Here is a 12,053-nt window from a genome sequence, read left to right as displayed (position 1 = left end):
ATCTCCATGCTGGGCCAGGCCCTGGCCATCCAGTTACACAGCACACGCAAATGGTTGTACAGTACAACCATAAAATCTTTCGACTCCCCCTATGTCCACCGACACCGCCCTGGTTGCCCTCGTCCGTTCTGCCTCGCGCACCATGGTGCGCGAGCTGGGCTTCATGCAGACCACCCTGGCCGCCACGGACTACTCCCCTTCGGCCGTGCACACCTTGCTGGAACTGGACATGCAAGGCGCACTCACCGCCGCACAGCTGGTACAGCTGCTGGGGCTGGAGAAGTCCAGCGTCAGCCGCATGCTGGCCAAACTGGCCGCGGCGGGCGAAGTGGCCGAGTGCCCGCCACCGGCTGGCATGGTGGCGGATGCCCGTACCAAGCCTTTGCAGCTGACCGCGCAAGGCCGGCGCACGGCGGCCGCCATCCACCGCTACGGCCGGCAGCGGGTGGAGGCGGCGCTGCAGCAGCTCAGCCCCGCCGTGCAGCAAACCGTGGCCCAGGGCCTGAACGCCTACGCCGGAGCGCTGCAAAGCTGCCGCCAGGGGCAGGCAATGCCGCCGGCCATCACCCTCCACGCCGGCTACCGGCCGGGGGTGATTGGCCGCGTGGCCGAAATGCACGCCCGCTTCTATACCCGGCATGCCGGCTTCGGGGCGTTCTTTGAAAGCAAGGTGGCCGGCGGTCTGGCGGAATTCGTCGGCCGACTGGAGCAGCCCGGCAACCAGATCTGGTGTGCCATCCAGCAGGACCGGATCGTGGGTGCCATTGCCATTGACGGGCAGGATCTGGGCCAGGGCCAGGCCCATCTGCGCTGGTTCATCCTGGATGACGGCTGCCGGGGCAGCGGCGTGGGTCGCCGCTTGCTGCAGCAGGCACTGGCCTTTTGCGACCAGCAGGACTTTGCGGCTACGCAGCTGTGGACATTCCAAGGGCTGGACGCCGCCCGCGCCCTGTATGAAGCCCATGGCTTTGCCCTGGTGCACGAGGCACCCGGCAGCCAGTGGGGCCATGCCGTGACCGAGCAGCAATTCACGCGCCCGCGCCCCAACACCGGCGCCATTGCGCACGCGGCCAAGACCTAGTCATTCTGGCCATCGATGCGGGCTATGCTCCCGGGCCAACGCTGTGGCCGGTTGCAGGGGATTGGTGTGCTCCCCATGCCCTTGCATCCCGGCACAGGGCCAGGGGCAGGCGGTGGCCGGCCACGCCGCTCACCGCCCCATGTCCATGCCTCAGTACGCCACCGTGAAGCGCTGCTTGCTGTGCAGGTGCTGCTCCAGCGCATCGACCAGTGCCACGGCCAGGTCCTGTGCCGAGATATCGCCGGGCTGGCCATCGGCCTGCATCAGCGGGGCATCCTGGCCGGTACGGTACTGGCCGGTGCGGCCCCGGGATTGCGCGGCGGAACCGCCGTGAAAACCCACAGCCGGGCTCAGCAGCGTCCAGTCCAACAGGTCTTCCTTCTGCAGCTCGGTGTACATATCGCGGGCGGCACTGGCGCCAGGCTTGATGAAAGCCGGGAATTCCGGGGTGTCCACCAATTGCACGCCGGGGGCCACGTACAGGCTGCCAGCACCGCCCACCACCAGGTAACGGGCCACGCCAGCGGCCTTCACCCCTTCCACGATGGCGCGCGAGCCGCGCAGGAAGTCCTCATAGATGTTCGGGTTGGTCCAGCCGGCGTTGTAGGCGCTGAGCACCGCATCGCTGCCGGCCACGCCCTGCTGCACCTGCTGGGCGTCCAACACATCGGCCTGCACCACCTTCAGCCGGGGCTGGGCAGCCAGCTTGGCCGGGTCGCGCACCAAGGCCACGACCTCGTGGCCGCGCTGCAGCAATTCCTTCAACACGGCGGCGCCGACAAAACCCGTGGCACCGATCAGAGCGACTTGCATGAGAGAACTCCTTGAGAGTGGTTTGTTTCAACAGGATGCAAGATTACGCCGCGGCCTGCGCCTGAAACAGCCCCCTGGACCACCATTACTTTGAAGCACAGCTTCATAATCAAGCGCCATGGAAGACCTCAAACGCATGGCCATCTTTGCCACCGTGGTGCAGCAAGGCAGCATGAGCGCGGCTGCACGCCTGTTGGACATGAGTCCCTCGGCTGTCAGCCAGCACATCCGCCAGCTGGAGCGCGAAGCCGGCGTCAGCCTGCTGCACCGCTCCACGCGCCAGCTGGGTCTGACCGATGCCGGTCAGCGCTTCTACACCCAGTGCGCGGCCCTGAGCGAGGCCGCCACCCGCGCCCGGGCCGAGCTGGCGGCCGAGCGCCAGCAGCCCAGTGGCGAGCTGCGTCTGTCCGCCCCCGTGGGCTTTGCCCGCCATGCCGCGCCCGCACTGGGTGCCTGGCTCGGCCAGCATCCACAGCTGCGCCTGCGCCTGCTGGTGGACGATGCCCCGATTGACCTGATCCAGGCCCGGGTGGACCTGGCGCTGCGCTTTGGCCCCCAGCAGGACTCCAGCTGGGTGGCCCGCCATCTGGGAGCCTCGCCCACGGTGCTGTGCGCCGCGCCACAGTGGCTGAAAACCTGGAACCTGCAGGCCGGCCGCGCACGCGGCGCCCTGCCCGCCCATCCGGCCGATCTGGCCACCGCCACCTGGCTGGAGCAGTCCCGCACCGAGCCCCCGCAGCTAGCCCAGGAATGGCGCCACAGCGCCACCGGTGATGTGGCCGCACTGCAGGCCCAGCCACGCATGACCAGCAACCACCGCGGCACGGTGCAGTACCTGTGCGAAGCCGGCCTGGGCGTGGCCCAGCTCACGCTGCTGGACGTGGTGCGGCCGCTGCGCGAAGGCCGGCTGCTGCGCCTGCTGCCCGACTGGGAGATGGGCCTGCTGGACCTGTGGGCCGTCACCCCGCAGCGTGACGCCCTGCCCGCCAAGGTGCGCCAGGCCGTGGAAGTGCTGCGCGCCTACTTTGGCCAGCTGGAAGGGGTGGTCCGCACCGTCTGAGGCGCTGCGGTGACCCGTCCGCCAAAGAGCAGGCCCGGGCCGCCAGCAACGCCGGCATGTACAGGGGACAGGCCCCAGCCACCGCCGGTGGCCGCGGCCTGTCCCTCACCGGCCGTCAGGAGTCGTTTTCGTTGTCGTTGCGGCTGTGCGGCTCGCCGCGTTCGTAGATGGCGTGCGCACGGCCCACAATCAGCGGGTCCACACGGCCGATGCGGGCGACATCGCGCTGGGTGTAGGGCAGGCGGGTGAGCACATAGCGCAATGCATTCAGGCGTGCGCGCTTCTTGCAGTCGCTCTTGACCACGGTCCACGGGGCATCGGCCGTGTCCGTCTCAAAGAACATGGCTTCCTTGGCGCGGGTGTAGTCGTCCCATTTGTCCAGCGACGCGGTGTCGATGGGCGACAGCTTCCACTGCTTGAGCGGGTGGGCCTCGCGTTCCTTGAAACGGCGGCGCTGCTCCTTGCGGCTGACGCTGAACCAGAACTTGATCACATGGATGCCGCTGCCCACCAGCATGCGCTCGAACTGCGGTGCCTGGCGCATGAATTCGCGGTACTGCGTGTCGGAGCAAAAGCCCATCACCCGCTCGACACCAGCGCGGTTGTACCAGCTGCGGTCGAACAGCACGATCTCGCCGGCGGTGGGCAGGTGCTGCACATAGCGCTGGAAGTACCACTGGCCCTGCTCGGTCTGGCTGGGCTTTTCCAGAGCCACCACACGTGCGCCACGGGGATTCAGATGCTCCATGAAGCGCTTGATGGTGCCGCCCTTGCCGGCCGCGTCACGCCCTTCGAAGACGATGACCACGCGCTGGCCGGTTTCCTTGACCCAGGCCTGCAGCTTGAGCAGTTCCACCTGCAGGCGGAATTTCTCTTTTTCATAGACCGAGCGGCGCAGCAGGTTGGCATAGGGGTAGCCGCCGTCCTTCCAGTCCTTGGCCAGCTCTTCGTCGGGGTTGGCCTTGCCTTCGGGCTCGTTGCCCAGCTTGTTCAGCGCCTTGGCCAGTGCACGCTTGTCGTCGGCGTCTGCGCCTTCCAGCAGGGTGCGCAACGCCTTGGCACGCTCCTGTTCGGAACCCGGGCCATCGAGCACCGCCATGACGGCGGCAATGCGCTTTTTCTGCGCGGCCTGGGTGGCCTGGCCAGCCACATATTCCTCCAGTGCCTTGCCGCTGTGAATGCCCTGTGCCACATCGCCCTGGTCGGCCGGGCGCGGGCCATGCATGGGCTTTTTGCCGTGCAGGGCCTTGCCCAGCACCTTCTGCGCGGTGGCAACGGGCACCGGCGCCGCAGCACCGGCCGCGGCAGGTGCGGTCACTGTGGGCACTGTGACTGCCGCCTTGCCAGCCGTGGACTTGCGTGCCGCGGTGCTGCCGGCCACCACCTTGGCGGCAGGCTTGGAGGGTGCGGCCGCCTGGGAAGCTGCACTGCGCTTGCCGGGGGCAGCCTGGGGTGCTGGCGGCGGCAGTTCCACCACGGTGCTGGCACTGCTTTTTTCGATGGCAGCTGCCAGAGTCTTGGCGGGCTGCGCGGCGGAGGCGCGCGCCGTGCGGGCCGGAGTGGAGGTGGATCGGTGGGTGGTTCGGGTCGTCATACAGCTTTCCTGGCAGTGGCGGGGGCGGGCTGCCATCGGGCAGCCACCGCCCATCGCCACACGGGTTCTGGCAATGACCTTAGCACTTGCCGGGTCTTGGGTCTGCAGGTGTTTTCAACGACCCAAAACAAAGGCCCGCCGAAGCGGGCCCTGACTTGTGCGGCAGGCGGCGCGGGACGCGCGCTGCCACGGCCGGCGGCTTACTCGATGGCCGTCTTGTTGCCACCCACAAAGCGGCTGAGCGTGTAGGTCGGGTTTTTCATTTCGCCGTTGGGCTCGAAGGCGATCTTGGATGTCACGCCCTGGTAGTCGGTCTTCTGCAGGAAGGGGATGTAGACCTTGGGATCCCAGGAATTGGCACGCTTCATGGCGTCGGCCAGCAGCATGGTCGCGTCATAGAAGTACGGGCTGTAGACCTGGAACTGGCCCGGGAACTTGGCGTCATAGCGCTTCTTCCACTCGGTGCCGCCAGGCATCTTGGCCAGCGAAGAGCCGCCGTCCGCGCAGACCACGTGGTCCAGCGGCTTGGCGCCGGCCGCGACCTTGGCCAGTTCGGGCACGCACATGCCGTCGCCGCCGAACATTTTCACTTCGCCCATGCCCAGCTGGGCCATCTGGCGCAGCATGGGGCCTGCCTGGCCGTACATACCGCCGTAGAAGATGGCTTCGGGCTTCTTGGCCTTGATGGAGGTCAGGATGGCCATGAAGTCGGTGGCCTTGTCGTTCGTGAACTCGGTGGCCACGATCTTCACGCCCAGCTTTTCGGCTTCCTTCTTGAACACATCTGCCAGACCCTGGCCGTAGGCGGTGCGGTCGTCCACCACCGCCACCTGCTTCAGACCCAGGGTCTTGGCAGCGTAGGTGGCCAGCGCAGCGCCCAGCGCGTTGTCGTTGGCGATCACACGGTAGGTGGTCTTGTAGCCGGGCTTGGTCAGCGCGGGGTTGGTGGCGGCGCCCGTGATCATGGGGATGCCGCAGTCATTGAAGATCTTGGACGAGGGAATGGCCACGCCCGAGTTCACGAATGCCACCGCGCCGGCGACCTTGCTGTCGCACAGCTTCTGCGAAGCGGCCGTGCCCTGCTTGGGATCGGCACCGTCGTCTTCCGCCACCAGCTGGAACTTGACCTTCTTGCCGCCGATTTCGGGGTTCTTGGCGTTCAGGTCCTCGATGGCCATGCGCACGCCGTTTTCATCGTCCTTGCCGAAGTGGGCCTGGGGACCGGAGACAGGGCCGATGTGGCCGATCTTGATGATTTCCTGGGCATTGGCCACAGACATTGCCAAACCACCTACCAAGCCCACGATTGCGAGCGAAACTGCCTTAACGCGCATGCGACTATCTCCATTGGTTGAACAAGTTGCCAAGCTATTGCCTTGGCCCGCGATTCCACATCGGTGCTTTCCCTTTGCAGAAACCGTGCCTGCGGCGGCTTTTCTGGCCCCATGGGCGACATTTTTCCTCGCTCCTGCCCTCCACAACGTATGGCGTCGCGCTGCGGAAACGCGGGGATACCCCAAGATGCGCACCGCCCTCGGCTGCGCTACAGCAGCGCCTGCACCAGGGCTGTGCCGCTCTTGCTGCAGCGCAAGATAGCGCACAGCGCTGGTGCTGCGCGGGCCGCCCTGCAACACCGGCCTTCAGCCGGGTGTCAGCTTGCGCCCGGCCGACCACGCTGCGCCAGGACTGCACGACCGCCGGCGGTGCCTGCGGTTGCGACCACCGGCGCCCACCCCGCGAACACGGGCCGCGCTCAATCCGCCGTCAGCCCCGCCAGTCCCTGCACCACCGTGGGATAGTGCAGCTGCACGCGCAACTCGGTCTTGAGGCGCCGGTTGCGCAGGCGGCGCGACTCCCCCATGAAGCTCAGCAGCGACACCGGCAAGCTGCCCTGGGCTTCGGCCCGGCTGATGCGCCGAGGCCGCGGCAGGCCACACAGGTCGGCGGCCAGGTCCACATAATCGGCCATGTACATCTCGGTGTCATCGCTGGCGTGCACCACGCGCTGGGGCTTGCCGCGCCACAGCGCTGCCACGCACGCGCGGGCCAGGTCGTCGGCCTGGATGTGGTTGGTATAGACATCGTCGCTGGCCTGCAGCAGCGGCAGCCCTTTGCGCAGCCGGGCCACGGGCGTCCCGCCTTCGCGGTCCAGGGCGTAGATACCGGGCACGCGCAGCACCGTGGCACGCACCCCGCTGTGCAGCGCCCAGCCACGCACCGCGCGCTCGGCATTGGCGCGGCGCTGACCGCGGGCATTGCCGGGAGCGATGCCACGGGTTTCATCGATCCAGGCCCCGCCGCAGTCGCCATACACGCCGGTGGTGGAGGCATAGACCAGGGCCTGCGGCGGCGTGCGCCGTGCCAGGGCCTGCAGCAGGTGTTCGGTGCGTGGATCGCGCCACCAGGCCTGGGGACCCGCCCCTTCCGTGGGGGGCGGCGCCAAGTGCAGCACACGCTGGGCCAGACCGGCCAGTCGGGCCAGGGTGGCCGGCTGGTCCAGATCGCCCACCAGGGGCTGCAGGCCGGCGGCGCGCAGCAGGGGGGCCCGGTCGCTGCTGCTGGTCAGCGCCAGCACGCGCGGGCCATGGCGACCCGCGCCACCGGCCTGCAGGGCGCGCACCACGCGCAGGCCCACGTCACCACAGCCCACTATCAGCAGGCGCTGGCGGCGAAAGCGCGCTGGCAGCGCACCGAGAGGATTTTGGTTTGAAGGCACAATGGAAGGTTGTTTTTTCGCGCGAGGTTTTCACGCATTGCAAAAGGCAGATGCAGCAGCAGCCCCTGCCCGTGACAGCCGCCAAGGATAGCCAAAACCCATGACCGATACCGCCAGCTCCACCCACCAGATTTCCGTCCAGCCCAGTGGCCGCCAGTTTGCCACCCAGGGTGCAGAGACCATTCTGGCCGCCGCCATACGCAGCGGCGTGGGCCTGCCCTACGGCTGCAAGGACGGCGCCTGCGGCTCGTGCAAGTGCAAGAAGCTCAGCGGCAGTGTGGTGCATGACACCCATTCCGACAAGGCACTGACACCGGCCGAAGAGGCCGATGGCTATGTGCTGACCTGCCGCGCCACGCCCCTGAGCGATGTGGTGCTGGAGTCGCGCCAGGTCACCGATGTGAATGCCTATCCCATCAAGAAGCTGCCGGTGCGCGTGGCGGGCCTGACCCCGTTGTCGCACGATGTGATGCAGCTCAAGCTGCAGCTGCCGGCCGCCGAGAAGTTCCGCTACTACGCCGGCCAGTACATCGAATTCATCCTGCGCGACGGCAGCCGCCGCGCCTATTCCATGGCCACCGCCCCGCACCTGCAGGAAACGGCCCCCGGCGTGGAGCTGCACATCCGCCACATGCCGGGCGGCAAGTTCACGGACCATGTGTTCGGCGGCATGAAGGAAAAGGAAATCCTGCGCGTGGAAGGCCCGTTCGGCAGCTTCTTCCTGCGCGAGGACTCGGCCAAGCCCATCGTCCTGCTGGCGTCGGGCACCGGTTTTGCGCCCATCAAGGCGCTGCTGGAACATATCCAGCACCAGGGCATCACCCGCCCCGTGGCCCTGTACTGGGGCGGTCGCCGTCCGGCCGACCTGTATATGCACAGCTGGCTGCTGGAACTGGCCGCTGCCATGCCCACGCTGACCTATGTGCCGGTGGTTTCCGACGCCCTACCCGAAGACGCCTGGACCGGCCGCAGCGGCTTTGTGCACCAGGCCGTGCTGGACGACTTTGCCGACCTGTCCGGCCATGAGGTCTACGCCTGCGGCGCCCCCATCGTGGTGGATTCGGCCCGCACCAGCTACACCAGCCAGCGCAGCCTGCCGGAGGAAGCCTTTTTCGCCGACGCCTTCACCTCGGAAGCCGACAAGTAAGCCCGAAAGCCCGGCCGGGGCACACGCCCCGGGCCGGCTGCGCCTAACCTGCCGCCGGGCCAATCTGGCCGCTTGGCAGACCACGCAGCCGCCCGGCGGCCTGCGGCACCGGGGGGCGTCGCCCGGTGTGCACGGAAATGGGCTCTGTGTTAGCGCGCACAATTCCGCACCACAGCAGTGCATTTGTGCCGTACACCACGTGCATGGACACCATTCATGCAATAAAACGCAGAAATGCAACCATGCGAAACATGGTCACGCAATTTTTTTGCACAATACCGTCACCATGATGAAGCGTAGAACCCTTGCCCTGGCCACCGCGGCTTTCGCCGTGACCGCATTCGCCCCCCTGGCCCAAGCCTTTGGCACCCAACAACAGCCCATCCGCCTGATCGTGCCATTTGCACCCGGCGGCCCGCTGGATGTGACCTCGCGCGCACTGGCCGAAAGCGTGCGCAACACCCTGGGCACCGTGATCATCGAGAACAAGGCCGGTGCCGGCGGCAACATTGGCGTGGACGCCATTGCCAAGGCCGCTCCCGATGGCCTGACCATCGGCCTGGCGACCACGGCCACCAACGCCGTCAACCCCTGGCTCTACACCAAGCTGCCGTTCGACGCCGAGAAGGACTTTGCTGCCATCACCCAGATGGTGCGCGTACCCAATGTGCTGGTGATGAATGCCGCCCGCGCCGAGCAGCTGAACATCCATTCCGTGGCCGACCTGATCAAGTACGCCAAGGCCAATCCCGCCAAGCTGAACTACGGCAGCGGCGGCAATGGCAGCGCAGGCCACCTGGCAGGCGAGCTGCTCAAGCAGCGTGCCGGCATCCACGCCCTGCACATTCCCTACCGCGGCGCCAACCCCGCCCAGCTGGCCTTGCTGGCGGGCGAAGTGGACTTCAACATCGACAACCTGGCTGCCGCCGCCCCCAACATCAAGAGCGGCAAGCTCAAGGCCCTGGCCGTGACGTCGCTGCTGGCCTCGCCCATGCTGCCCGATGTGCCACCACTGGCCACCACGCTGCGCGGTTTTGCCATTGACACCTGGTGGGGCCTGATTGCCCCGGCGGCCACCCCCAAGGACGTGGTCGCCAAGCTGAACAAGGCCTTCACCGACGCCCTGAACACGCCCGAAACCCAGACCCGTTTCAAGACCCTGCTGGCCGAGCCCGTGGCCACCACGCCCAAGCAGTTTGAGGACTTCATGGCCGCCGAACGCGCCAAGTACAAAGGCCTGGTGGCCGCTTCCGGCGCCAAGGTGGACTGACCTCCGCCGGTCTGCAGCCTGCACGGCTGCTTCAGCGACAACGCCCTGGGTGCCCGCACTGCAGGGCGTTTTTGCAGGCACGGCGGACGGTGCCGTGCCACGGGCATGTGGGGCACCGCCTGGGCGGCTCAGGCAGCGCTACATCAGCGGCACGGCATGGCGCTGCGGCAGCAATGCCTGCCGCTCCTCCACGATTTCCAGCATCGCACCCAGCACGCAGTCGCATTCCCCCTCGCCCAGCGGCAGCGACAAGGCCATCATCCCGCGCCGCGCCAGGAAGATGCCACGCGCCATCAGATCGAAGAACAGCAGGTCTTTCACGCGCGGGTCGCTGCCGGCCAGGTCGCCCGCATTGCGGATGGGCCGGTCGGTGGCATGCAGCGTCAGCAGCGACCCTAGGCCCGTGGCCTGCAAGGCCACGCCTTCGTAGGCGAACAGGGCATTCAGCCGCTCGCGCAGGTGGTCGCCCCGTGCGTTCAGCGCATCCAGGGCTTCTGCCGTCAGTACCCGGGACAGGGCGGCATGGCCTGCGGCCATGCTCAGCACATTGTTGTTGAAGGTGCCAGCATGGGCCAGCGCATCGCTGCGGCGCGGATCAAACCGGTCCATCACATCGGCGCGTCCGCCGAACACGCCGAACGACAGCCCGCCGCCCAGGTATTTGCCCGCGGTGGTCAGGTCCGGCGTAATGTCCAGCAGCGCCTGCCGCCCGCCAAAGGACAGGCGCGAGGTCATCACCTCGTCCAGGATCAGCAAGGCATTGCAGTCGCTGGCCAGATCCTGCAGCCCGCGCAGAAAGGCCGGCGTGCCGGGAATGCAGCCACCCGAGCCCAGCATGGGCTCCACCAGAATGGCTGCCAGATCGGCGCCATGCCGGCGCACCAGCGCCGTGGCGTGCTCCAGGTCGTTGTACGGCGCCACCAGCCAGTCGTGGGGCACATTGACCGGCGAGCTTCCGCCCGCAAAGCTCAGCACCCCACCGTGGTAGGCGCCGTCGAACACCATCACCTTGCGCCGGCCGGTGTGCACGGTGGCAGCGGCCAGGGCCATCAGATTGGCTTCGGTGCCGGAGTTGGTGAAGCGCATCAGTGCCATGGAGGGAAAGCGGCGCTGGATCTCCTGCCCCAGCCGCGCCTCCCGTGCCGTGTGGGAGGACAGGTTGAGCCCACCCACCAGCGCTTCCTGCACGGCAGCGCGCACGGTTTTGTCGGAGTGACCAAAGAGGCCGGCGGTGAATTCGCCCAGGGTGTCGATGTAGACATGGCCATCCGCATCCCAGAGCCAGCAGCCTTCACCGCGCACCATGGTCAGGGGAAAAGGCGGGTGGTAGAGCACCGAGCGGGTGTTGCCGCCGGGCAGCACATGGGCCGCCACCTCGCACAAGGTCTGGCTGCGCGGGTTGTGAGCCACATAGTCGGCCACCGCTGCGTGCAGGGCCACATCCAGAGCGTTGTGCACAGACATGGTGATTCTCCTGAAGCCAGCACCCGGCACAGCCCGCCGGTGGGGGCGTGCCCCGCCACTGGCGCCTGCGCGCTCTCCCACTATTAAGCGCCTGTGCGGCGCGCAGCGCCAGCCGGCCCCTCACCAATCACCCACTGCCAGGCGTGGCATTGCCTGCCGGATCGGTTGCAACGCCCTCCTTCGCTGTGCCAGCAGCTATGCATTCCGGCGCAGGTCGGGCGAACGGCATATACCTCTCTGGGTGCGACATCGCCCACCCAGCACCGGGGCACACAATGCAACGCGCACCAGCGTCGGATTTCCCATAAAAAAACTGCCCAATGGCGCTGAATGCCTTTGGGCAGCCATGGAGCCTGCAAGCGGAGGCCTCAGTGCGGTGTGGTCACCTGCGGACACCAGTCGGCGGCGGCCTGGAAGCGGTCGATGCGCTGCTCCGCCACGGCGGCCAGCTGTGCGGCGGAAACACGTTCCGGCGCCAGCTCGGCCAGCGGCTGCAGCACAAAGGCACGTTCGGCCAGGCGGGGATGGGGAATGGTCAGCGCCGGGCTGGCGATCTGCTGATCGCCGTAGAGCAGCACGTCCAGATCCAGCGTGCGCGGGGCATTGCGGTAGGGGCGCTCGCGCCCGGCGACCTGCTCGATGGTCTGCAGCGCGTGCAGCAAGGCCAGGGGCGCCAGCGCCGTCTGCAGCGCCACCACGGCGTTCAGGTAGTCCGGCCCGCCGGCATCCACCGGCGCGCTGACATACAGCGACGACACGCCAACCACCTGTGTGTCGGGCAAGCGGGCCATGGCGTGCACGGCCAGGGCCAGGGCCTGGCCCCGGTCCCCCAGATTGGCGCCCAGGCCGATGAAGGCGAGCTGAGCGGCTTGGGCGGGCAGGGAGGAGGACGGGCTGTCGGCCGCCAC

Annotated in this window: 10 protein-coding genes; 4 read left to right on the top strand and 6 right to left on the bottom strand. The window is 67.5% G+C overall.

Translation table 11 applies throughout. The features are described from left to right. Nucleotides 1-91 precede the first annotated feature (91 nt). The gene (locus B3349_RS17910) at nucleotides 92-1,081 is read left to right on the top strand and encodes a bifunctional helix-turn-helix transcriptional regulator/GNAT family N-acetyltransferase (protein ID WP_291590745.1); all 990 of its coding nucleotides are present in this window, start codon (nucleotides 92-94) and stop codon (nucleotides 1,079-1,081) included. A 150-nt stretch (nucleotides 1,082-1,231) separates the two neighbouring features. Here the strand turns inward: B3349_RS17910 and B3349_RS17905 are convergent, their stop codons facing one another. After that, a complete protein-coding gene (locus tag B3349_RS17905; RefSeq protein ID WP_291590744.1) occupies nucleotides 1,232-1,894 on the bottom strand; it encodes an NAD(P)-dependent oxidoreductase in 663 nt (220 codons plus the stop codon). A gap of 118 nt (nucleotides 1,895-2,012) precedes the next feature. On the opposite strand from B3349_RS17905, the gene B3349_RS17900 reads away from it, so the two are divergent. Then, nucleotides 2,013-2,954: a LysR family transcriptional regulator gene (locus tag B3349_RS17900; RefSeq protein WP_291590743.1), complete on the top strand. Its 942-nt coding sequence runs from the start codon at nucleotides 2,013-2,015 to the stop codon at nucleotides 2,952-2,954. Between the two features lie 115 nt (nucleotides 2,955-3,069). Here the strand turns inward: B3349_RS17900 and ppk2 are convergent, their stop codons facing one another. The 3 genes from ppk2 to B3349_RS17885 form a co-directional block, all read right to left on the bottom strand. Beyond that, complete coding sequence (gene ppk2 / locus B3349_RS17895; protein WP_291590902.1) at nucleotides 3,070-4,179, bottom strand: polyphosphate kinase 2; 1,110 nt, start codon at nucleotides 4,177-4,179, stop codon at nucleotides 3,070-3,072. A 569-nt stretch (nucleotides 4,180-4,748) separates the two neighbouring features. Continuing rightward, entirely contained in the window at nucleotides 4,749-5,828 is a 1,080-nt protein-coding gene (locus B3349_RS17890) for a branched-chain amino acid ABC transporter substrate-binding protein (RefSeq protein WP_370510786.1), read from the bottom strand. 473 nt (nucleotides 5,829-6,301) lie between these two features. Further along, nucleotides 6,302-7,264 (bottom strand): SDR family oxidoreductase, encoded by a 963-nt coding sequence (locus tag B3349_RS17885; RefSeq protein ID WP_291590742.1) that lies wholly within the window; start codon nucleotides 7,262-7,264, stop codon nucleotides 6,302-6,304. 100 nt (nucleotides 7,265-7,364) lie between these two features. On the opposite strand from B3349_RS17885, the gene B3349_RS17880 reads away from it, so the two are divergent. Continuing rightward, nucleotides 7,365-8,411, top strand: a complete 1,047-nt coding sequence (locus tag B3349_RS17880) for a CDP-6-deoxy-delta-3,4-glucoseen reductase (protein WP_291590741.1) — start codon at nucleotides 7,365-7,367, stop codon at nucleotides 8,409-8,411. A 289-nt stretch (nucleotides 8,412-8,700) separates the two neighbouring features. Then, entirely contained in the window at nucleotides 8,701-9,681 is a 981-nt protein-coding gene (locus tag B3349_RS17875) for a Bug family tripartite tricarboxylate transporter substrate binding protein (protein WP_291590899.1), read from the top strand. Between the two features lie 138 nt (nucleotides 9,682-9,819). Here the strand turns inward: B3349_RS17875 and B3349_RS17870 are convergent, their stop codons facing one another. Together B3349_RS17870 and folK are read right to left on the bottom strand one after the other, a co-directional pair. Then, a complete protein-coding gene (locus tag B3349_RS17870) occupies nucleotides 9,820-11,145 on the bottom strand; it encodes an aspartate aminotransferase family protein (RefSeq protein WP_291590740.1) in 1,326 nt (441 codons plus the stop codon). A gap of 368 nt (nucleotides 11,146-11,513) precedes the next feature. Next, nucleotides 11,514-12,053, bottom strand: coding sequence for a 2-amino-4-hydroxy-6-hydroxymethyldihydropteridine diphosphokinase (gene folK, locus B3349_RS17865; RefSeq protein WP_291590738.1), 540 nt, complete (start codon nucleotides 12,051-12,053; stop codon nucleotides 11,514-11,516).

The organism is Comamonas sp. UBA7528 (assembly GCF_002479375.1).
GTDB lineage: Bacteria > Pseudomonadota > Gammaproteobacteria > Burkholderiales > Burkholderiaceae_C > Comamonas.
This window is presented reverse-complemented; position numbering and strand designations above follow the sequence as displayed.